Source organism: Denitratisoma oestradiolicum (assembly GCF_902813185.1).
Classification (GTDB): Bacteria; Pseudomonadota; Gammaproteobacteria; order Burkholderiales; family Rhodocyclaceae; genus Denitratisoma; species Denitratisoma oestradiolicum.
The window spans coordinates 3,200,744-3,222,388 of the sequence record NZ_LR778301.1 but is presented as its reverse complement, the minus strand read 5'-3'; the positions used below and the strand labels follow the sequence as shown (position 1 = coordinate 3,222,388).

General features: G+C 64.8%; 20 protein-coding genes and 1 tRNA gene. 14 read left to right on the top strand and 7 right to left on the bottom strand.

Annotated features, from left to right (window positions below; translation table 11 throughout):
* The first annotated feature begins 22 nt into the window (after positions 1 to 22).
* The 7 genes from murC (at position 23) to lpxC (ending at position 7,535) form a co-directional block, all read left to right on the top strand.
* Positions 23 to 1,417 carry a UDP-N-acetylmuramate--L-alanine ligase gene (gene murC, locus DENOEST_RS14605; protein ID WP_145770777.1) on the top strand — a complete coding sequence of 465 codons (1,395 nt, stop codon included), beginning with the start codon at positions 23 to 25 and terminating at the stop codon, positions 1,415 to 1,417.
* Positions 1,414 to 2,298, top strand: a complete 885-nt coding sequence (murB, locus tag DENOEST_RS14600; protein WP_145770776.1) for a UDP-N-acetylmuramate dehydrogenase — start codon at positions 1,414 to 1,416, stop codon at positions 2,296 to 2,298. Before murC ends, murB begins: the two co-directional genes overlap by 4 nt.
* On the top strand, positions 2,295 to 3,224 hold the full coding sequence (locus tag DENOEST_RS14595) for a D-alanine--D-alanine ligase (RefSeq protein WP_145770775.1): 930 nt from the start codon (positions 2,295 to 2,297) through the stop codon (positions 3,222 to 3,224). The genes murB and DENOEST_RS14595 overlap by 4 nt, the downstream gene beginning before the upstream one ends.
* Positions 3,217 to 4,008 (top strand): cell division protein FtsQ/DivIB, encoded by a 792-nt coding sequence (locus DENOEST_RS14590; RefSeq protein WP_197970631.1) that lies wholly within the window; start codon positions 3,217 to 3,219, stop codon positions 4,006 to 4,008. Before DENOEST_RS14595 ends, DENOEST_RS14590 begins: the two co-directional genes overlap by 8 nt.
* On the top strand, positions 4,005 to 5,234 hold the full coding sequence (ftsA, locus tag DENOEST_RS14585) for a cell division protein FtsA (protein WP_145770774.1): 1,230 nt from the start codon (positions 4,005 to 4,007) through the stop codon (positions 5,232 to 5,234). The genes DENOEST_RS14590 and ftsA overlap by 4 nt, the downstream gene beginning before the upstream one ends.
* Positions 5,235 to 5,347: 113 nt before the next feature.
* Positions 5,348 to 6,535, top strand: a complete 1,188-nt coding sequence (ftsZ, locus tag DENOEST_RS14580) for a cell division protein FtsZ (RefSeq protein WP_145770773.1) — start codon at positions 5,348 to 5,350, stop codon at positions 6,533 to 6,535.
* An 85-nt stretch (positions 6,536 to 6,620) separates the two neighbouring features.
* Positions 6,621 to 7,535 carry a UDP-3-O-acyl-N-acetylglucosamine deacetylase gene (gene lpxC, locus DENOEST_RS14575; RefSeq protein WP_145770772.1) on the top strand — a complete coding sequence of 305 codons (915 nt, stop codon included), beginning with the start codon at positions 6,621 to 6,623 and terminating at the stop codon, positions 7,533 to 7,535.
* A 172-nt stretch (positions 7,536 to 7,707) separates the two neighbouring features.
* Here the strand turns inward: lpxC and DENOEST_RS14570 are convergent, their stop codons facing one another.
* Positions 7,708 to 8,181 (bottom strand): DciA family protein, encoded by a 474-nt coding sequence (locus DENOEST_RS14570; protein WP_145770771.1) that lies wholly within the window; start codon positions 8,179 to 8,181, stop codon positions 7,708 to 7,710.
* Between DENOEST_RS14570 and DENOEST_RS14565 the strand changes: the two genes are divergently transcribed.
* The 4 genes from DENOEST_RS14565 to DENOEST_RS14550 all read left to right on the top strand — a co-directional run bounded on the left by DENOEST_RS14565 (position 8,176) and on the right by DENOEST_RS14550 (position 13,562).
* Entirely contained in the window at positions 8,176 to 9,093 is a 918-nt protein-coding gene (locus DENOEST_RS14565; protein ID WP_145770770.1) for a M23 family metallopeptidase, read from the top strand. The genes DENOEST_RS14570 and DENOEST_RS14565 overlap by 6 nt on opposite strands.
* A gap of 63 nt (positions 9,094 to 9,156) precedes the next feature.
* Positions 9,157 to 11,880, top strand: coding sequence for a preprotein translocase subunit SecA (gene secA, locus DENOEST_RS14560; RefSeq protein ID WP_145770769.1), 2,724 nt, complete (start codon positions 9,157 to 9,159; stop codon positions 11,878 to 11,880).
* Positions 11,881 to 11,886: 6 nt separating this feature from the next.
* Positions 11,887 to 12,927 (top strand): S-methyl-5-thioribose-1-phosphate isomerase, encoded by a 1,041-nt coding sequence (mtnA, locus tag DENOEST_RS14555; protein WP_145770768.1) that lies wholly within the window; start codon positions 11,887 to 11,889, stop codon positions 12,925 to 12,927.
* Positions 12,924 to 13,562, top strand: a complete 639-nt coding sequence (locus DENOEST_RS14550; protein WP_145770767.1) for a class II aldolase/adducin family protein — start codon at positions 12,924 to 12,926, stop codon at positions 13,560 to 13,562. Before mtnA ends, DENOEST_RS14550 begins: the two co-directional genes overlap by 4 nt.
* Before the next feature lie 3 nt (positions 13,563 to 13,565).
* Here DENOEST_RS14550 and DENOEST_RS14545 read toward each other — a convergent pair whose 3' ends face one another.
* The 6 genes from DENOEST_RS14545 to argH all read right to left on the bottom strand — a co-directional run bounded on the left by DENOEST_RS14545 (position 13,566) and on the right by argH (position 19,811).
* Positions 13,566 to 14,447, bottom strand: a complete 882-nt coding sequence (locus DENOEST_RS14545; protein ID WP_145770766.1) for an alpha/beta fold hydrolase — start codon at positions 14,445 to 14,447, stop codon at positions 13,566 to 13,568.
* A gap of 24 nt (positions 14,448 to 14,471) precedes the next feature.
* Positions 14,472 to 15,251 (bottom strand): indole-3-glycerol phosphate synthase TrpC, encoded by a 780-nt coding sequence (gene trpC, locus DENOEST_RS14540; RefSeq protein ID WP_145770765.1) that lies wholly within the window; start codon positions 15,249 to 15,251, stop codon positions 14,472 to 14,474.
* Entirely contained in the window at positions 15,251 to 16,276 is a 1,026-nt protein-coding gene (gene trpD, locus DENOEST_RS14535; RefSeq protein ID WP_145770764.1) for an anthranilate phosphoribosyltransferase, read from the bottom strand. Before trpD ends, trpC begins: the two co-directional genes overlap by 1 nt.
* Before the next feature lie 11 nt (positions 16,277 to 16,287).
* Entirely contained in the window at positions 16,288 to 16,872 is a 585-nt protein-coding gene (locus DENOEST_RS14530) for an anthranilate synthase component II (protein ID WP_145770763.1), read from the bottom strand.
* 231 nt (positions 16,873 to 17,103) lie between these two features.
* Entirely contained in the window at positions 17,104 to 18,396 is a 1,293-nt protein-coding gene (locus DENOEST_RS14525; RefSeq protein WP_145770762.1) for a protein kinase domain-containing protein, read from the bottom strand.
* Positions 18,396 to 19,811, bottom strand: a complete 1,416-nt coding sequence (gene argH / locus DENOEST_RS14520; protein WP_145770761.1) for an argininosuccinate lyase — start codon at positions 19,809 to 19,811, stop codon at positions 18,396 to 18,398. Before argH ends, DENOEST_RS14525 begins: the two co-directional genes overlap by 1 nt.
* 34 nt (positions 19,812 to 19,845) lie before the next feature.
* Between argH and DENOEST_RS14515 the strand changes: the two genes are divergently transcribed.
* The 3 genes from DENOEST_RS14515 (at position 19,846) to DENOEST_RS14505 (ending at position 21,621) form a co-directional block, all read left to right on the top strand.
* Positions 19,846 to 20,709, top strand: coding sequence for a sensor histidine kinase (locus DENOEST_RS14515; RefSeq protein WP_197970630.1), 864 nt, complete (start codon positions 19,846 to 19,848; stop codon positions 20,707 to 20,709).
* On the top strand, positions 20,706 to 21,482 hold the full coding sequence (locus DENOEST_RS14510) for a LytR/AlgR family response regulator transcription factor (RefSeq protein ID WP_145770760.1): 777 nt from the start codon (positions 20,706 to 20,708) through the stop codon (positions 21,480 to 21,482). Before DENOEST_RS14515 ends, DENOEST_RS14510 begins: the two co-directional genes overlap by 4 nt.
* Before the next feature lie 63 nt (positions 21,483 to 21,545).
* Positions 21,546 to 21,621: transfer RNA gene (locus DENOEST_RS14505), tRNA-Ala, on the top strand.
* Positions 21,622 to 21,645: the final 24 nt, after the last annotated feature.

Sequence of the window (21,645 nt, the reverse complement as noted above, 5' to 3'; positions counted from 1 at the left end):
TCTCACCTCTCACCGCAAAATCATGAAACACAAAGTCCGTCGCATCCATTTTGTCGGCATAGGCGGGTCCGGCATGAGCGGCATCGCCGAGGTGCTGGTCAACCAGGGCTTCCAGGTGAGTGGTTCTGATCTGGCGGAAGGCGCGGCGACGCGCCGTCTGGCGGGGATAGGGGTGCCCATCGGCATCGGCCACGATGCTGCACGGGTGACCGATGTGGACGCGGTGGTGGTATCCACCGCCGTCAAGGAGGACAACCCGGAAGTGATGGCAGCCCGGGAGCGGCATGTTCCGGTGGTGCCCCGTGCCCAGATGTTGGCGGAGCTGATGCGCTTCAAGCAGGGCATCGCCATCGCCGGCGCTCATGGCAAGACCACCACCACCAGCCTGGTGGCCAGCGTGCTGGCCGGCGGCGGCCTGGATCCCACTTTCGTCATCGGGGGGCGACTCAACTCGGTCGGGGCCAACGCCGCCCTGGGGCAGGGGGATTTCCTGGTGGCCGAGGCGGACGAGTCCGACGCCTCCTTCCTGTTCCTGTCCCCGGTGATCTCGGTGGTGACCAACATCGACGCCGATCACATGGAGACCTACGGCCACGACTTCGGCCGTCTCAAGCAGGCCTTCGTGGATTTTCTCCACCGCCTGCCCTTCTACGGGGTGGCGGTGCTGTGCCTGGACGATCCCCATGTGCGGGAGATCATGCCCCGGGTCTCCAAGCAGATCATCACTTACGGCCTGGCGGCCGAGGCCAATGTGCGGGCCGAGAACATCGTTGCCGATGGCGGCACCATGCGCTTTGACTGCGTACGGGTGAATGGCAGCACGGTACGCTTCCCGGTGGTGCTCAACCTGCCCGGCCTGCACAATGTGCAGAATGCCCTGGCGGCCATCGCCGTGGCCACCGAGGTGGGGGTGCCGGATGCCTTGATCGTTGCCGCCCTGGCGGACTTCAAGGGCGTGGGCCGGCGCTTCCAGCGTTATGGCGAGGTGCCCCTGGCCAGTGGCGGCGCCTTCACCCTGATCGATGATTATGGTCACCATCCGGCGGAAATGGCCGCCACCCTGGCCGCCGCCCGGGGCGCCTTTCCGGGGCGGCGCATCGTGCTGGCCTTTCAGCCCCATCGCTATACCCGCACCCGGGACTGCTTCGAGGATTTCGTCAAGGTTCTGGCGGAGGTGGACGCCCTATTGCTGGCGGAGGTCTATGCCGCCGGTGAGGCGCCCATCGTTGCCGCCGACAGCCGTTCCCTGGCGCGTGCACTGCGGGTGGCGGGCCGGGTGGAGCCGCTGTTCGTGGAGGACATCGCCGATCTGCCCCGAGTGATTTTGGAAACGGCCCGGGACGGTGACGTGGTGATGACCATGGGCGCGGGTTCCATCGGCGCCGTATCGGGTAAGTTGGCGCGGGGCGAGGGATGAGAGGCGAATTCAGGCTGGACGAGCCCATGGCTCGCCATGTTTCCTGGCGGGCGGGTGGCGTCGTGGCCCGGGCTTATTTCCCTGCGGATCTGGATGATCTGGCGGATTTCCTCGGACGCCTGCGTCACGACGAGCCCCTGTTGCTGGTGGGTCTGGGCTCCAACCTGCTGGTGCGGGATGGGGGTTTCGAAGGCACGGCTGTCTTCACCCATGGCGTCCTCAACGGCTTGCGCCAGGAACCCGATGGCAGCCTCTATGCCGAAGCCGGCGTGGCCTCGCCCAAGCTGGCCCGTTTCGCCGCCAACCTGGGTTTGGCCGATGCCGAGTTCCTGGCGGGCATTCCCGGCACCCTGGGGGGCGCCCTGGCGATGAATGCCGGCTGCCACGGGGGCGAGACCTGGAATCATGTGGAGCGGGTGCTGATGCTGGATCGCCGGGGGCGGAAGGTGGAGCGCCAGCCGGAGGATTTCGCCATCACCTATCGCCATGTGGGCCTCAAGGCCAGCACGGACGAAATCTTCGCCGCCGCCTGGCTGCGCTTCCCCGCCGGGGATGGGGAAGCAGCCCGGGAGCGTATCCGCCAGCTGCTGGAGACCCGGCTGGCCAGCCAGCCTCTGCAACTGCCCAATGCCGGATCGGTGTTCCGCAATCCGCCGGGGGACCATGCCGCCCGCCTGATCGAGGCGGCGGGCCTGAAGGGGCGCCGCGTGGGCGGGGCGCAGGTATCCGAAAAGCACGCGAATTTCATCGTTAATCCGGACGGCAATGCCAGGGCATCCGAGATAGAAACCCTGATCGGCCTGATCCAGGCCGAAGTCCGGGGAAAATTCGGTGTCAGGCTGGTTCGCGAGGTGCGGATCGTGGGCGAGGAACTACGGTGAGCAGCAGCAATTTCGGCAAGGTGGCGGTGATGTTCGGCGGCGACTCCGCCGAACGGGAGGTCTCTTTGAAAAGCGGCTCCGCCGTGCTCAAGGCGCTGCGGGGCGTAGGGGTGGATGCCCATGCCTTCGACCCCCGGGAAAAGCCCCTTTCCGCCTTGCGCGAAGAGCACTTTCAGCGGGCCTTCATCGCCCTGCACGGGCGGGGCGGTGAGGATGGCTGTCTCCAGGGGGCGCTGGAACTGATGGGCATCCCCTATACCGGCAGTGGTGTGTTGGCCTCGGCCCTGGCCATGGACAAGTGGCGCACCAAGCTGGTATGGCGCGCCGCGGGCATTCCGGTTCCGGATTTCGTCCTGCTCGATGCTCGCAGCAACTTTGCCGCGATCGAGCACCAGTTGGGGCTGCCCCTGTTTGTCAAGCCGGCCAACGAGGGATCCTCCATCGGCATCACCAAGGTCAAGGATGTCGGCACCCTGGCCGCCGCCTACCACGAGGCCGCGCGCTACGACAGTATCGTGCTGGCGGAGCGCTACATGTCCGGCGGCGAATTCACCGTCGGCATCCTCGGCAGCGGCCACAAGGCCCGAGCCTTGCCGGTGATTCGCATCGTGCCTGCCACCGAGTTCTACGACTACGACGCCAAGTATCTGCGCGATGACACCGAATATCGCATCCCCAGCGGTCTTGATACCGCCCAGGAAAAGGAAATGCAGGACCTGGCCCTGGCCGCCTTCAATGTCATCGGCGGCCGTGGCTGGGGGCGTGTGGACATGATGATGGACGGCGAACGGCGCATCGTTGCCCTGGAGGCCAATACCGCTCCGGGAATGACCGACCATTCCCTGGTGCCCATGGCGGCCCGGGCGGAGGGGATCGGCTTCGAGCAACTGGTGGTCCAGGTCCTGAGGGAGGCGACCCTTGGCTAGGCCCGCTCGCTCGACCCGCCCCCAGAAAGCGCCGGTGGAGGGCTTCTGGGATAAGCCGCCGCTGATGAATTTCGTCTCCGACCTGTTGCTGCTGGCGGGGGCGGTGGCCCTGCTCTGGGCCAGCCTTCTGGCCTTCCAGCGCCTGCCCTTGTTTCCCTTGCGCCAGGTGGTGGTGCAGGGCGATCTGAAACAGGTCACCCGTCTGCAACTGGAATATGCGGCCCGGGGGGCGGTGACCGGCAATTTCTTCACCGTGAATCTGGAGGGGGTTCGGGAGGCCTTCGAGAAGCTGCCTTGGGTACGGCGAGCCGAGGTGCGACGGGTGTGGCCCGATGCACTGGAGTTATCCATTGAGGAGCAGGTGGCGGCGGCCCGCTGGCGCCAGAACGACGGCGAATACCGCTTGGTCAACCAACAGGGGGAAATCTTCACCGCTGCCGTGGATCAGGAATTGCCGGATTTTGCCGGCCCCGAGGGGAGCGCGCCGCAAATTCTGGAGCGCTACCGGGCATTTGCCATCGCCCTAGAGGGCATCGGCCGGCATCCCCGTGCCCTGAGCCTGTCGCCCCGGCAGGCCTGGCAATTGCGCCTGGATGATGGCCTGGTGCTCGAACTTGGGCGTGAAGAACCCAAACATCCCGTGGCGGAGCGTCTCGACCGCTTTGTCGCCAACTACCGGGAAGCCCTGCGGCTGACCGGCAATCATGCGGGCATGATCGATATGCGCTATCCCAACGGCTTCGCTCTGCGTAGCCGCCCCGCTGACAAGGCACCACAGACATGAGCAAGGAAAACAGGGATTTGATCGTTGGCCTGGATATCGGCACCTCCAAGATCGTCGCCATCGTCGCCGAACTGGACCAGGAGGGGCGACTCTCGGTGCTGGGCACCGGCAGCCAGGACTCGGAGGGGCTGAAAAAGGGCATGGTGGTCAATATCGAGGCCACGGTGAATTCCATCTCACGGGCCGTGCAGGAAGTGGAGCTGATGACTGGCTGCAAGGTCAGGGAAGTCTATACCGGCATTGCCGGCGGCCACATCAAGAGCAAGGACTCCAACGGCATGGCCGTGGTGAAGGACAAGGAAGTGGCACAGTACGACGTGGCCCGGGCCATCGAGGCCGCCAATGCCACGCCCATTTCCGCCGATGACCAGATCCTCCATACCCTGGTGCAGGAGTTCATCGTGGACGGCCAGGACGGGGTGAAAGAGCCCATCGGCATGGACGCCAAGCGACTGGAGGTCAAGGTGCATCTGGTCACTGGCGCCGTCACCGCCGTGCAGAACATCGTCAAGTGCGTGCATCGTTGCGGCCTGGAGGTGGTGGACCTGGTGCTGCAACCCCTGGCCTCCGGCTATGCGGTGCTGACCGAGGATGAGAAGGACGTGGGGGTCTGTCTGGTGGACATCGGTGGTGGCACCACGGACATCGCCATCTTCACCCAGGGGGCAATTCGCCATACGGCGGTGATCCCCATCGCCGGGGATCAGGTCACCTCTGACATCGCCATTGCCCTGCGCACCTCGACCCAGGATGCCGAAGAGATCAAGCTGAGCTATGGCGTGGCCCTGCAGCAACTGGCCGACCCGGAGGAAATGCTGGAGGTGCCGGGGGTGGGCGATCGTCCCTCCACCACCCTGTCGCGCCAGACCCTGGCCGGCTTCATCCAGCCACGGGTGGAGGAAATCTTCCAGAAGGTTCATGAGGAAGTCATGCGCAGCGGCTACGAGCGCCTGTTGCGGGCCGGCATTGTGCTGACCGGCGGCTCTTCCCAGATGCCGGGCATGACCGAGTTGGGCGAGGAAATCTTCCACAACACGGTGAAGCTGGGCATGCCCCACTACGAGGGCAACCTGAAGGACATGGTGCGCAATCCCCGTTATTCCACAGCTATGGGGCTGTTGCTTGAGGGGCAGGCCCAGCGCAAGCGGGGTTTGAAGGCACGGGACACGCGGTCCCTGCGTCAGGTATTGAGCAGGATGCGGTCCTGGTTCGAAAAGAATTTTTGAGTCATGGCACAGCGGGAATCCCGGGGAATGAAATCAACATCCTTCTTTATTCTCCCGATGCGCTTCCCGTGACCCATGTTGAAATCGGTTAGTGGCTATTGAAGGAGGCGAGAATGTTTGAATTGGAAGAAATTACGGCAGAGCTGGATCCGAATCGCACCGTGATCAAGGTGATCGGGGTCGGTGGTGCCGGCGGCAATGCCGTCGAGCACATGATCCGGGAGAATGTGCAGGGCGTTGAGTTCATCTGCGCCAATACCGATGCCCAGGCGTTGAAACACTCCAGCGCAGCCATCAAGCTGCAACTGGGGCCGGGTCTGGGTGCCGGCGGCAAGCCGGGCAAGGCGAGAGAGCTGGCCGACGCCGAGCGGCATCAGATTGCCGCGGCCCTGGAGGGCGCCCACATGGCCTTCATTACTGCCGGCATGGGCGGCGGCACTGGCACCGGCGCCGCGCCCATTGTCGCAGAAGTGGCACGGGAACTGGGCATCCTCACCGTGGCCGTCGTCACCAAACCCTTCGATTTCGAGGGCAATCGACTGCGTCTGGCCGATGAGGGCCTGACCGAGCTGGCCCAGAATGTGGATTCCCTGATCGTGGTGCTCAACGAGAAGTTGATGGAAGTGCTCGGCGAGGATGTTGGCATGAAGGACGCCTTCAAGGCCGCCGACAATGTGCTCAAGAACGCGGTGGGCGGCATCGCCGAGATCATCAACATTCCCGGCCTGGTGAACGTGGACTTCGAGGACGTGAAAACCGTCATGGGCGAAATGGGCAAGGCCATGATGGGCTCCGCCGCCGCCTCCGGGGTGGATCGGGCCCGCATCGCCGCCGACCAGGCCGTGGCCAGCCCCCTGCTGGAAGGCATCGAACTGTCCGGCGCCCGGGGTGTGCTGGTGAATATCACCGCCAGCCACTCTCTGGGCATGAAGGAGGTCAAGGAGGTGATGAGCACCATCAAGACCTATGCCGCTGAGGACGCCACGATCATTTTCGGCACGGTCTTCGATGACGCCATGGAGGACACGCTGCGGGTGACCGTGGTGGCTACCGGCCTGGGCGTCAAGGTCGCCAAGCGTCAACCGATTCTTAAGCCGGTGGAGATGCCGACCATGGGCCTGCGCACCGGCACCTATGACGGCTCGTCGGTTGATATGGTCGGGTCGGCGGGAGATGCCGGTGGCACCCTGTCATCGGTGATCCATGGCCGCGGTGCCCGCAACACGGCAGTACGGGACATGGAAGCCAGTGGCATGGACAAGTACGACATCCCTGCCTTTCTGCGTCGCCAGGCCGACTGAATCGCGACTGGAATCCGCCAGCGCACCGCGCCGCCCCGGGTGAGTCGCCTCCGCCCGGGGCGGCGTGTGCGTTAAAATCGGCCCCATGCTCAAGCAGCGTACCCTCAAATCCCTGATTAAAGCCACCGGCGTCGGACTCCATTCCGGCGCCAAGGTGACCCTGGTGCTGCGCCCGGCCGCCCCGGGTACCGGCATCGTCTTTCATCGCGTGGATCTGGTGCCGCCGGTGGAGTTGCGGGCCGATCCCTTCGGGGTCGGCGACACCCGCATGGCCTCCTGCCTGGAGCGGGACGGCGTCAAGGTGGGGACGGTGGAGCATCTGATGTCGGCCCTGGCGGGGCTGGGTATCGACAATCTTCATATAGACGTGGATGCCGCCGAGATTCCCATCATGGATGGCTCGGCCGCGCCCTTCGTGTTCCTGTTGCAATCGGCGGGCATTGAGGAGCAGAACGCTCCCAAGAAGTTCCTGCGAGTGAAAAAGCCCGTGGAAGTGCGAGAGGGCGACAAGTGGGCGCGTCTGGAGCCCCACGATGGCTTCCGTCTCTCCTTTTCCATCGTCTTCAGCCATCCGGCGGTGGATCAGACCGGGTCCGAGGTCACCATCGACTTTGCCGAAAATTCCTATGTTCATGAGGTGGCGCGGGCCCGCACCTTCGGTTTTACCCAGGACGTGGAGGCTTTGCGGGAACAGGGCCTGGCCTTGGGGGGGAGTCTGGACAACGCTATCGTGATGGACGAATACCGGGTGCTCAATGCTGACGGCCTGCGCTATGCCGACGAGTTTGTCAAACACAAGGTTTTGGACGCGGTCGGGGATCTCTACCTGGCGGGTGCGCCTCTCCTGGCGGCCTTCTCGGCCCATAAGTCGGGGCATGCCATGAACAATCGTCTGCTGCGCGCCCTGCTGGCCGACGCCAGTGCCTGGGAGTTCGTCAGTTTCGAGGACGATGCCCGGACACCCGAAGGCATCGCCCACCTCTATCCCCAGGCGGTGTAGTCAACGTAACAAACGAGCTTTCCCGCAGGGCCGACCTGACCGAAGGAAATCCCTTTGGGACAAGGGAAAGCGGCGCGCGGCGCCAGCCGCAACCTCTCGGTGCTACTACGGAGTGCCCCGTAATATCGAGCAGGGCGAGCTGTATCGAATCCCCCGGAGGGGGGTGACGGGTTTATTGCTTTACCCGTGCCCGATCGAGGAAGCGCTCCAGTGCGCTCCTGAGGGGTGAGTCTGGGGGCAGGCGGGCCCTCAGGGCGCCCAGGTCGCTATGGGCCTTTTCCCCCAAGCTGGCAGCTACCAGGGGCGATTGGTCGGCCCGGGGGTTCGGGTCGGGTTGCACTTTCACCTGGATTTCGTTAACCTGCACCCCCGCTTGACGAAAAACGTCGGTCAAACGAGGCATCAATTGCCTGATCTTGGCCGCCACTGCGCCGCTCCCGGCGTGGATAACGACTCTCCCCAGTTTCACATTGGCCACACGGCCATGCCGTGCCAGTGCCGACGGGATGGCACGTTCGAAGATGTATTGAAGTTTCAACAGCTTTTGTGCGTGGGCCGATAACTGGGCCAGGGAAGCATCGGCTTCCAGATATTGGGCGAGTTGCCGGGCAGGCCTGCGGTATCGGGAAGGAGGATCGCGTTGCATATTATTCTCGTGTCCAATCGGCTGACGACGGCCAAGACTATAACGCTCACCCCCCGCAAGCTGTTGCTGGCGGGCCTGTTGTTTTTCGGTCTGATTCTGGCCCTGTCCTCCCTGTTCTCCTATTTGACCCTGCGCCATGCGGCGACCCTGCGTCTGCCGGTCCTCCAGGACATGCTGCGCACCGTCAATATCGAGGAAAGCCAGCGCAGTTATGAATATCTCAAGGCCATGGCCATCAAGCTGGGTGACATGCAGGCCCAGCTTACCCGGCTGGATTCCCTGGGGGAGCGTCTGGCGCGCATGACCGGGGCTCGCTTGCCGGATGCCCAGCCGGAGGGGGGGGGGCGTGGTGGGCCATTGCTGGGCGGAGCTGCCTTGGCTCCCAGCGATTTGCAGCGGGAGCTGGAGGTCCTGACCCGACAAGTGGAACTGCGCACAGATACGCTTTCCCTGTTGGAATCCCTGGTATTCGAACGGCGCCTGAGGCAGAAATTTCTCCCATCCTCCCTGCCCATTGATTCCCAGTGGAACGCCTCCGCTTTCGGCTGGCGCATCGATCCATTCACTGGTGTCCGGGCCATGCACGAGGGGGTGGACTTCCCCACCGAGGCGGGAACGCCCATCGTGGCTTCTGCCGCCGGGGTCGTGTCGGTGGCCGAGTACCACCCCGAATACGGCAACATGGTGGAAATCGACCATGGTAATGGGCTGACTACCCGCTATGCTCATGCATCCAGGTTGCTGGTAAGTGTCGGTGCCGTGGTCAAACGTGACCAGCGTATCGCCCTAGTGGGCAATACCGGTCGTTCCACGGGTCCCCATCTGCATTTCGAGGTGCGTTACCGGGGGGCGGCCCAGAATCCCAATCGATTCCTGCTCCAGGCCCGGGCCAATACCCTGGCCCAACACTGACGCCGGGGGCGAAGGCGCCCCCATGGTAAAATCCGCCCCTTTCTCAAACCGGGCGGAAACCGCATGATCACCGGCTTTCTCAAGAAGATTTTTGGCAGTCGCAATGACCGCCTGCTGCGCCAGTATCGTTCCACCGTCATCCGCATCAATGAGCTGGAACCTGCCATGCAGGCCCTCAATGATGCCCAGTTGGCGGCCAGGACCGAGGAATTCCGGCAGCGCTACGCCCAAGGCGAGACCCTTGACCAGTTGCTCCCCGAAGCCTTCGCCGTGGTGCGAGAGGCTGGCCGTCGGATATTGGGCATGCGCCATTTCGATATGCAGTTGGTGGGCGGCATGGTGTTGCATTACGGCAAGATTGCCGAAATGCGCACCGGCGAGGGCAAGACCCTGGTGGCGACCCTGCCCTCCTATCTGAATGCCATCGCCGGCAAGGGCGTCCATGTGATCACGGTGAACGATTACCTGGCCAGCCGTGATGCGGAATGGATGGGGCGTCTGCACCGTTTCCTGGGCTTGAGCGTCGGTTGCAATCTGTCCCAGATGCCTCACGACGAGAAGCAGCAGGCCTACGCCGCCGACATCACCTACGGCACCAACAATGAATTCGGCTTCGACTACCTGCGCGACAACATGGTCTACCGGGCCGGCGAACGGGTGCAGCGGGGTCTGAGTTACGCCATCGTGGACGAGGTGGATTCGATCCTGATCGACGAGGCCCGCACGCCGCTCATCATCTCCGGGCAGGCCGAGGACCATACCGATCTCTATGTGCGCATGAACGCCGTGCCGCCTCTGTTGGACAAGGGCGAGGCCGGCCAGCGGGAAGGAGAGCCGGATACCGGCGATTACACCGTGGACCTCAAGGCCCATCAGGTACTGCTGACCGAGGCCGGCCACGAGAAAGCCGAGGGCATCCTGGCCCAATTGGGCCTGCTGGCCGAAGGCAGCAGTCTCTACGAGCCGTCCAACATCCTGCTGATCCATCATCTCTATGCCGCCCTGCGGGCCCACAACCTGTTCCACAAGGATCAGCAGTACGTGGTGCAGGACGGCGAGGTGATCATCGTGGACGAATTCACCGGCCGCCTGATGTCCGGCCGCCGCTGGTCCGACGGCCTGCACCAGGCGGTGGAGGCCAAGGAGGGCGTATCGATCCAGTCGGAAAACCAGACCCTGGCCTCGATCACCTTCCAGAACTACTTCCGCATGTACGGCAAGCTGGCCGGCATGACCGGCACCGCCGATACCGAGGCCTACGAGTTCCACCAGATCTACGGCCTGGAAACCGTGGTGATCCCCACCAACAAGCCGCCCCAGCGCAAGGATGCCCACGACCAGATCTACCGCACCGCCCAGGAGAAATACAAGGCCATCCTGGATGACATCCGGGCCTGCTCCGAGCGGGGCCAGCCGGTGCTGGTGGGCACTACCTCCATCGAGAACTCCGAGCTGCTCTCGTCGCTGCTGACCCGGGACAAGCTTCCCCACCAAGTATTGAACGCCAAGCAGCATGCACGGGAAGCCGAGATTGTGGCCCAGGCCGGCAGTCCCGGTGTGATCACCATTGCCACCAACATGGCGGGCCGGGGCACCGACATCGTGCTCGGCGGCAACGTCGAGAAGCAGGTGGACCTGGTGCGTGACGACGAGACCCTGTCCGCCGAGGTCAAGGCCCAGCGTATCGAGACCCTGCGCAGCGAATGGCAGAAGCTCCACGACCGGGTGGTGGCGGCCGGTGGCCTGCATATCATCGGCTCCGAACGCCACGAGTCGCGCCGTATCGACAACCAGTTGCGGGGCCGTTCCGGCCGTCAGGGCGATCCGGGCTCCTCACGTTTCTACCTTTCCCTGGAAGACCCGCTGCTGAAGATCTTCGCTGGGGAGCGCCTCAACACCATCATGGTGCGGCTGAAAATGCCCGAAGGCGAAGCCATCGAGCATCCCCTGGTGAGCCGTTCCCTGGAGTCGGCCCAGCGCAAGGTGGAGCAGCGCAACTTCGACATCCGCAAGCAGTTGCTGGAATACGATGACGTCGCCAACGATCAGCGCAAGGTGATCTACCAGCAGCGCAATGAACTGCTGGAATCCGACAACATCTCGGAAACCATCACCGCCATGCGCCAGGGCCTGCTGCACGACATGTTCCGCACCTATGTGCCGGCCGAGAGCGTCGAGGAGCAGTGGGACATCCGCAGCCTGGAATCCGCACTGGCCGGCGAGCTGATGCTGAAGCTGCCGGTGGCCCAGTGGCTGATGGACGAGCCCCAGCTCTCCGAGGACGATCTGCTGCGGCGCATTCTGGATCAGGCCGACCAGGCCTATGCCGAGAAAATCGAGACGGTGGACAAGTCGGCCTGGCATAGCTTTGAATCCAATGTCATGCTGCAAAGCCTGGATAGCCACTGGCGAGAGCACCTGGCGGCCCTGGACCATCTGCGTCAGGGCATCCACCTGCGGGGCTATGCCCAGAAGAATCCCAAGCAGGAATACAAGCGGGAAGCCTTCGAGCTGTTCGAGGGCCTGCTGGATTCCGTGCGGGTCGACGTGACCCGGCTGTTGATGACCGTGGAGATCCGCTCCGAGGAGCAGATCGAGGAAGTCGAGCAGCACCAGCCCCAACTGGAGAATGTCCAATACCACCACGCCGACTATGACGAGGCCCTGGGTGGCAAGGAAGAGCCGACACCGATGCCGGCCCATGCCGCGCCCAAGGTGGGGCGCAACGATCCCTGTCCCTGCGGTAGCGGCCGGAAGTACAAGCACTGTCACGGTAAACTCTCCTGATCCGTCATGAGCGAAGCGTTGGCCACCCTGCGGGAGGATGAGGGCGCGGTCGTCATCCTGGATCAGACCCGCCTGCCGGGGGCTCGGCAGTTCTGCCGTCTCTCCACCCTGGAACAGGCGGCCGAGGCCATCCGCGTGATGCGGGTGCGGGGCGCACCCCTGATCGGCGCCACTGCCGCCTATGGCGTGGCCCTGGGACTGGCTGAGGAGGGAGGCGACACCAGACTCGATCATGTGCTGGCTACCCTGGGCGCCACCCGTCCCACTGCCGTCAATCTGCACTGGGCGCTGGACCGTATGGCCGCAGTGTTGCGGCCCTTGCCAGCCGCAAGCCGCCGGGCCGTCGCCTGGACCGAAGCCCGCGCCATCGCCGCCGAGGATGCAGCGGCCAATGGGGCGATTGGAGTCCATGGCCTGGCGCTGCTGCAAGAAATACATGCCCGTAATCTCGCCCTGCCTGGGGCAGGGCATTCGCCAACTCATGACATTGACTGCGTCAATGTCATGACCCACTGCAATGCCGGCTGGCTGGCCACCGTGGCCCACGGCACTGCCCTGGCGCCGGTGTATGCCGCCCGGGAAGCGGGGCTGCCGCTCCATGTCTGGGTTTCCGAGACCCGGCCGCGCAACCAGGGCCTGCTCACCGCTTGGGAACTGGACCAGGCCGGCGCGCCCCATACCGTGATTGCCGACAATGCCGCCGGACTGCTGCTGATGCAGGGCCGGGTGGACTGCGTGATCGTCGGCGCCGACCGCATCGCCGCCAACGGCGACACCGCCAACAAGGTGGGTACCTATCTCAAGGCCCTGGCGGCTCGGGCCCACGGTGTGCCCTTCTATGTCGCCGCGCCCCTGTCCACCATCGATTTCGCCTGTTTCACCGGTGGGGACATTCCCATCGAGGAGCGGGATGGCAACGAACTGGGGCATGGCCTCGTACCCGTGGCCAACCCGGCCTTCGACGTTACGCCGGCGGCGCTGATCACCGCCATCATCACCGAGCGGGGTGTCTGTCGTCCTGATCAACTGGCCTCGTTGCAGCCATGACGCTGGCAGACCCCAAGACCAGGGTTCTGGCCGCCGCCCGATCCATGAATGCCCTGGGCATCAATCGGGGCAGTGCCGGCAATGTCAGCCTGCGCCAGGGCGAGGGTTTCCTGATCACTCCCACGGGCATGGCCTACAGTGCCTGCGCGGCCGAGGACATGGTGTTCGTCGGACTCGACGGTCAGGTCGAAGGCCGGCGCAAGCCTTCCTCGGAATGGCGCTTCCATCGGGATATCTACGCCGCCCGGCCCGAGGCCGGCGCGGTGGTCCATACCCATGCTCCCTTCGCCACCAGCCTGGCCTGCATGGAGACGGGCATAGAACCCTTCCACTACATGATCGCCCGCTTCGGCGGCCGCGACATTCGCTGCGCCGCCTATGCCACCTTCGGCAGCCAGGAACTGTCGGATTCAGTGCTGGCGGCCCTGAAGGACCGCTGCGCCTGCCTGATGGCCCACCACGGCATGGTGGTCTTCGGCCGGGACCTGGATCAGGCCCTGGATCTGGCCCTGGAGTTGGAAACCCTCTGCGAGCAGTATTGGCGGGTCCTGCAACTGGGGGTACCGAAGCTGCTGCCCGATGAGGAAATGGCGCGGGTGCTGGAGAAGTTCGCTGGCTACGGCAAGCAGGATTAGGCGTTAATCTGCCAGAAAGCCCCGGGTCAGGTCGAGAACCTGGGCCAGCTTGTCGTGGTGCACCCAGTGGCCGGCACCGGGAATGTTCACCGCTCGGGCGTCTCGGAAGTGGTCCAGTGCGCCGTTGCTCTGGGGATCGGAGAACTTGCTCTCGCCACCCCGCAGGAACAGGACCGGGCAGGCAATGCGGGACCACAGTTCCATGCACTCCGGGCCGCTCAGCAACTGGGGTTGCATGCCCCGCATGTAATTGTCGTATTTCCAGCTGTAGCTGCCGTCCTCGTTCTGATTCACGCCGTGGATCGTCAGATGCCGGGCCTGGTCGATGGACAGATGGGGATTCTCGTCCCGCATCCGTTGCAGGGCGTCCCCCAGGGTCGGATAGCGGCGCGGCTGGCGGGCGGAGAGGTGGTGCAGCCGATCCATCCATTCGATCAACTGGGGCGCCACGGGCTTGTCCCGCTGGGCCTGGAGTTGCTGGGGTGAATGGATGAAGGGATCGATGGCGATCAGGCGGTGCACCATCTCCGGGAAGGTGCCGGCGAAGAGCAGGCTGAGAAAGCCGCCGAAGGAGTGGCCGATGATGCGCACCGGCTTCAGCCCCGTGTGGCGCAGGACCTGGGCGATGTCATAGACGAAGTCGGCCAGCATGTAGCTGCCCCCCAGACCCCACTCGGAATCCCCATGGCCCCGCAGGTCGGGGGCGATGATGTGATAGTCCCGGCGCAGTTCCTGGGCCATCCAGTCCCAGTTGCGGGCATGGTCGTAGCCGCCGTGGATCATCAGCAGGGGCGGTGCCCCCTCGTTGCCCCAGTCCACGTAATGGAGCTTGAGCCGGTGGGAGAAATAATGCTGGGAGGTGGGGCCGATGATTTGCTGGGGCATGCTGATTCCTCCGCTATGGTTTGCTCAGGCGAAGAGCCGCGCCAGTTCGGTGCCCGGGTCCGGTGCCCGCATGAAGGCCTCGCCCACCAGGAAGGCGTGGACCTGGTGGTGGCGCATCCGGGCCACATCCTCGGCGGTGAGGATGCCGGACTCGGTGATCACCAGCCGCTCCGCGGGTATGCGCGGTAGCTGGGCCAGGGTGGTGTCCAGGGAAACCTCGAAGGTGCGCAGGTTGCGGTTGTTGATGCCGATCAGGGGTGTCTTCAATTGCAGGGCCAGGTCCACCTCGGCGCCGTCGTGGGATTCCACCAGCACCGCCATGCCCAGTTCCTGGGCGATGTCTTCCATCTCCCTCATCTGGGACAGGGACAGGGCCGAGACGATCAGCAGGATGGCATCGGCACCCATGGCCCGAGCCTCATAGACCTGGTAAGGGTCCACCAGAAAATCCTTGCGCAGCACCGGCAGGGCGCAGGCGGCCCGGGACTGTTGCAGGTAGTCGGGACAGCCCTGGAAGAACTGACGGTCGGTCAGCACCGAGAGGCAGGCGGCGCCGCCCAACTCATAGCTGGCGGCGATGGCGGCGGGCTGGAAGTCTTCCCGCAACACACCCTTGGAGGGGCTGGCCTTCTTGATCTCGGCAATCACAGCGGAACGACCGGCGGCAATCTTTCCTCTCAGGGCGCCGGTGAAATCCCGGGTCGGTGCCTGGGCAAAGGCGGCTGCCCTCACCTCGGCCAGGGGCTGGGCGGCGGCCACTTCCTCGGCCTTGACGGCCAGGATCTTTTTCAGAATGTCGGACATCAGTTGAACCGCCGGGTGAAATTGACGAACTCGTCCACCTTGGCCCGGGCCGCGCCGCTGGCGATGGTTTCCCGGGCCAGCACCACGCCCTCGGCAATGGAGGGGGCCACATTGGCGGCGTAGAGACTGGCGCCGGCATTGAGGATGACGATGTCCCGGGCCGGGCCGGGCTTGTTCTCCAGGGCGGCGAAGAGCATGGCGCGGGACTCCTGGGCGTCATTGACCCGGAGGCTGCGATTGGAAGCCATGGACAGGTTGAAGTCCTCGGGATGAATGTCGTACTCGACGACCTGACCATCCTTCAGCTCACCCACTTGGGTGGCGGCCCCCAGGGAAATCTCATCCATGCCGTCCCGGCTCCACACCACCAGGGCGTGGCTGGCACCCAGTTCTTTTAGCACCCGCACCTGGATGCCCACCAGGTCCGGGTGGAACACGCCCATCAGGATGTTGGGGGCGCCGGCCGGATTGGTCAAAGGGCCGAGGATGTTGAAGATGGTGCGCACTCCCATCTCCTTCCTTACCGCCGCCACGTTCTTCATGGCCGGATGATGATTGGGGGCGAACATGAAGCCCATACCGACGGCTTCCAGACATTCGGCCACCTGGGGTGCCTGGAGGTCGATCTTCGCCCCCAGGGCCTCCAGCACATCGGCGGAGCCGGACTTGGAGGAGACGCTGCGATTGCCGTGCTTGGCCACGGTGGCCCCCGCCGCTGTGGCGACGAAGGCCGAAGCGGTGGAAATGTTGAAGGTGTGGGCGCCGTCGCCGCCGGTGCCGACGATGTCCACGAAGCGGGGGTTGAGGGGCGCCTCCACCCGGGTGCACAGCTCCCGCATCACCCTGGCGGCGGCGGAGATTTCGCCGATGGTTTCCTTCTTGACCCGCAGGCCGGTGAGGATGGCAGCGGTCATCAGGGGCGAGATGTCTCCCTTCATGATCAGCCGCATCAAGTGCAGCATCTCGTCGTGGAAGATTTCCCGGTGTTCGATGGTGCGCTGGAGCGCTTCCTGGGGCGTGATCATGGTCGGTGTCCTCAGCGGCCCTGGTTCTGGATGGTCTGGTTCAGGAAATTGCGCAGTAGGTCGTGGCCCCCCTCGGTGAGGATGGACTCGGGGTGGAACTGCACCCCTTCCACGGCCAGCACGCGGTGGCGCACCCCCATGATTTCCCCATCCTCGGTCCAGGCCGTCACCTCCAGGCAGTCCGGCAGGGTGGCCCGCTCGATGGCCAGGGAGTGGTAACGGGTCACCGTCAGGGGATTGGGCAGGCCCTTGAACACGCCGCAGTCGGCGTGGGTCACGGCGGAGGTCTTGCCGTGCATGGGGCGCTTGGCATGGACGATACGGCCGCCGAAGGCCGCGCCTATGCTCTGGTGGCCCAGGCAGACGCCGAGGGTCGGTATCTGCCCGGCGAATTCCTGGATCGCCGCCACGGAAATGCCGGCTTCCGCCGGCGAGCAGGGGCCGGGGGAAATCACCAGCCGGTCAGGCTTCTGCGCGGCGATGCCTTCCAGGGTGATGGCGTCGTTGCGGAACACCCGCACCTCCTCCCCCAGCTCGCCGAAATACTGGACCAGGTTGTAGGTGAAGGAATCATAGTTGTCGATCATCAGCAGCATATGTTTGGCATCCCGTGAATTCTATTGACTGGTGTCTGGCTTTTCGCTGGCTTGCGGAGGGCGTCTGCCACTCCGTTGTTCCCCCGGATTTGCAGCTTTCTGACTTCGGGGGGGCGTGCGTAAGAATCGTTTGGCGGCTTACCGCCACCAACGAAACCAGGAAGGCCAGCGCTTATAGGGAAGTTGCTGCATGGCTGAAATATATCAGACCTTCCTCCGGCCTTGGGATACTCAGAGGGCCGCCAGCCGGGCGTTGGCCATGGTCAGACGGCGGGAAAGGACCTCCAGGAAGCCCTGGTAGAAGTGCATGCGGCAGGTGTCGGAGGCGTGGCGCAGGGTCTCGGCGCGGATGGTGATCACCCGGGAATGGCTCCGGGCTGCCACGTCGGCACCCCGGACGCGGCTGCTGCGGCCGACTACGGCCATTTCGCCGAAACAGTCGCCGGGGGTCAGGAGGCCCAGGGTGCGGCCCCGCTTGGCGACCCGGGCTTCGCCGCTGACTAGGAAACAGAAATAGTCGCCGGCCTCGCCGTCCTTCATCAGCAGCGTGTCGGCACTGACATCGTTCCAGGTGGAGAAGCGCACCACCTCCCAGATTTCCACGTCGGAAAACTCCCGGAAGAAGGGCAGCCCCCGCAGGGTCTCGAACTTCTCGCTGTCCGGTACGCCCTGGGTCTGGGTGGAAGCGAGCTTGCCGTTGCGGAAGGATTGCGCCAGGTCGTGGGCAAAGGCATCCCAGTCGGCGTAGCGGGCGTCGAGGGACTTCTGCATCGCCCGGGCCACGATGGTTTCCAGCTCCGGAGGCAGGTCGGCGCGGAGCGTGGAGGGGGACGGCGGCTCGGCGTTGGTGATCTGATAGACCATGCCGTAATTGCTGCTGGCATGGAAGGGCAGGCGGCCGGTGAGCAACTGGTACATCACCACCCCCAGGGAATAGATGTCGGTCTGGTGGCTGAGGGCCTGGTCCTGGACCTGTTCCGGCGACATGTAGGCGGGGGAGCCGACCCCGGTCACCTGGGTGCGGGTCTGGTCGCTGTCGTTGAGCAGGGCCGCGCCGAAGTCGGAGATCTTGATGTCGCCGTTGCTGCCGTCCCCGACCAGCAGGATATTGGCGGGTTTGATGTCACGGTGGGTGATGCCCAGGCGGTGGGCGTAATCCAGGGCGCGGGTGCATTTGAAAATGACTTCGACCACGCGATCCAGGGGCAGCAGGCCTTCCGGCGAACAGAACTGCTCCAGGGTACCGCCCGATACGTACTCCATGACGATGTAACTGATCTCGTCACTGAGGACGGCGTCGAAGATCTGGACGATGTGGGGATGGTTGAGTTTGCCTGCCAGGGAGGCCTCGTTGACCAGCAGGTGGCGATAGAGCCTGCCCTTATCCCGGTCTCGCAGGGCCTCTGCGGCGATCACCTTGATGGCCACTTCCCGCTGGGCGAAGGAGTCGAAGCCCAGGTACACGGTGGAGGTGGCACCCTCCCCCAGGACACGCCGAACCTCGTATTTGCCGATGTAGTCCATCAGGCAGCGGGGCCTGGGCCCAACTCCTTGCGCCTTCTTGCAATGGTGGCCCTGACCTGCTCGGGCGCGGTGCCGCCGATGTGATTGCGGGCCGCCAGGGAGCCGGCCACGGTCAGCACAGCGAACACGTCCTCGCCGATCAGGGGGGAGAAGGCCTGCAGTTCGGCCAGGCTGAAGTCCGGCAGGTCGCAGCCCCGCTGTTCGGCGGCGCGCACCGCCAGGGCCACGGCCTCGTGGGCATCGCGGAAGGGCAGACCCTTCTTCACCAAGTAGTCGGCCAGATCGGTGGCGGTGGCGTAACCCTGCTTCAGGGCGGCGGCCATGGCTTCCGGCTTCACGGTGATGCCGGGCACCATGTCGGCGAAGATGCGCAGGGTGTCCACCAGGGTGTCGGCAGTGTCGAACAGGGGTTCCTTGTCCTCCTGGTTGTCCTTGTTGTAGGCCAGGGGCTGGCCCTTCATCAGGGTCAAGAGGCCCATCAGGTGGCCGAACACCCGACCGCTCTTGCCCCGGGCCAGTTCCGGCACGTCCGGGTTCTTCTTCTGAGGCATGATCGACGAGCCGGTGCAGAAGCGGTCGGCAATGTCGATGAAGCCCACCCGGGGGCTCATCCATAGGATTAGTTCCTCGGAAAAGCGTGACACATGAACCATCACCAGGGAGGCGGCGGCGAGGAATTCGATGGCGAAATCCCGGTCCGACACGGCGTCCAGGGAGTTCTCGCAGACTCCTTCGAAGCCCAGTTCCCGGGCCACGGATTCCCGGTCGATGGGGAAGGTGGTGCCGGCCAGGGCGGCGCTGCCCAGGGGCAGGCGATTGACCCGCTTCCTGGCATCCATCATGCGTTCCCGGTCCCGCCGGGCCATTTCCACATAGGCCAGCAGATGATGGCCGAAGGTGACCGGCTGGGCCACCTGCAAATGGGTGAAACCGGGCAAGGGCGTGGCGGCATGCTGCTCCGCCAGGTCCAGCAGGGCGCGGATGTAGGCAGCCAGCAGGCCATCGATGGTGTCGATGGTGTCCCGCAGCCAGAGGCGGATGTCGGTGGCCACCTGGTCGTTGCGGGAGCGGCCGGTGTGCAGGCGCTTGCCGGCGTCTCCCACCAGGGCGGTGAGGCGCTTTTCGATGTTGAGGTGCACGTCCTCGTCGTCCAGGTTCCAGTGGAAACTGCCGGACTCGATTTCGCTCTTCACCTGGGCCATGCCGCTTTCGATGGCGGCCAGGTCGGCGGCGGAGATGATGTTCTGCCGGGCCAGCATCCGGGCGTGGGCCAGGGAGCCCCGGATATCCTGGAGAGCCATGCGCTGGTCGAAAAATACCGAAGCGGTGTAGCGCTTCACCAGGTCGGAAACGGGTTCGGAAAAACGTCCGGACCAGGCTTTGCCGGCGTCTGCCGCACCGAGTTGTTCTGTCATAATCGAAGTGCCGTCAAATCAACGAGATCGGCCAATGGCCCAAGAAGACGAAAGTATACGGCAATTCAACGAGTCCCCCGCCGCCTCCCTGCTACAGCGGTGCCTTGCCGTTTGGCGTGATGGGCCGGCCCGCGCCCTGGGGCGCGGGCTGCTGGTCGTGGCCGCCATCGAGGTCGCACTGCTGGTCCTGGCGTTGCTGGTCCGCTGGGCGGGCCTGTCCCTCGGCCTGCTGTCCGTACTCCTGGGCGGCGGTCTGGGTGCGGCCCTGGCCCTGATCTGGGCCGCCCGCCGTCCCAGCGAGGATGCCCTCACCGAAGCCCGGCTGATGGCCTTGACCGCCCGCATCCGCCCCCATTTCCTGTTCAATAGCCTCAACGCCGTGCTGGGCACCATACGCAGCGATCCGCGCCGGGCCGAGGCGGCCCTGGAAGAACTGGCCGAGCTGTTCCGCGCCCAGATGCAGGATCCCCGGGAACTGGTTTCCCTGTCGGAGGAAATTGCCCTCTGCCGCCAATATCTGGACCTGGAACGCCTGCGCCTGGGAGCACGGCTCCAGGTGCAATGGGACATCGCCAACTGCCCGCCGGATGCCACCATGCCCCGACTGATCCTCCAGCCCCTGCTGGAGAATGCCGTCTATCACGGCATCGAACCCATGGAAGCGCCGGGGCCCATCGCCATTCGCCTGGCCAGCGCCGGCCCCATGGTGCTGATCGAGCTTTCCAATCCCTATTTGCCTGGCCATGTTCATGCCCAGGGCAACCGCATGGCCCTGGCCAACATCCGGGAGCGCCTGCAACTCTTCTACGGCCTGGCCGCCAGCCTGAACGCCGAGGTCAAGGGCGAGCGCTATGTGCTGCGCATCGTGCTGCCCCATCGGCGGGACGGTGAATCATGACGGCCGCCCCCCTGCGCCTGATGCTGGTGGATGACGAACCCCTGGCCCGCTCCCGCCTGCGCCAGTTGCTGGGGGACATCGTGGCGGAGCTGCCCACCGAGGTGGTGGCCGAGGCCGGCGACGGCGTCGAGGCCCTGGAAAAAGCCGAGGGTCTGGTGCTGGACGCGGTGTTGCTGGACATCCGCATGCCGCGCATGGACGGCATGCAACTGGCCCTGCATCTGGCCCGGCGGCCCCAGGCGCCCGCCCTGATCTTCGTCACCGCTTACGACAGCTATGCCGTCAAGGCCTTCGAGCTTTGCGCCCTGGACTATCTGCTGAAGCCGGTGCGGGCCCAGCGTCTCCGGGAAGCCCTGGTCCGGGTCGGCCGCGGCGCCCCCGGGGCCGAGGCCCTGCGCCAGTTGGCCCCGGAGGGCCGCCACCAGTTGCGTTCCACCCTGCGGGGCCGGGTCCATCTGATCCCGGTGGAGGAGGTGCTGTATCTGAAGGCCGAGCAAAAATACGTCGCGGCCCGCACCGCTGCCGGCGAATACCTGCTGGAGGAATCCCTGACCCAACTGGAGACGGAGCTGGGCGAACGCTTCATCCGGGTTCATCGCAACTGCCTGGTGGCCCGGGCCGCCATTGCCGGCTACGAACATGGCGCCGAGGCAGAACCCGACGGGGAGGCCGAGGGCGAGCCCCGCTGGCAACTGATCCTGCGCGGCATCGATGACCGGGTGGCGGTGAGCCGCCGCCAGTGGCCCCAGTTGCGGGCTCTGCTGAAGGGCTAGCCCCCGACATTCCAATACGACAAGCCCGGCGTGCACTGATATAATCGCGCCCGCTTGTCACATGGGCCGGTAGCTCAGCTGGGAGAGCGCCGCGTTCGCAATGCGGAGGTCGTGAGTTCGATCCTCATCCGGTCCACCAAGACACAAGAAGGCCAGACCCGCT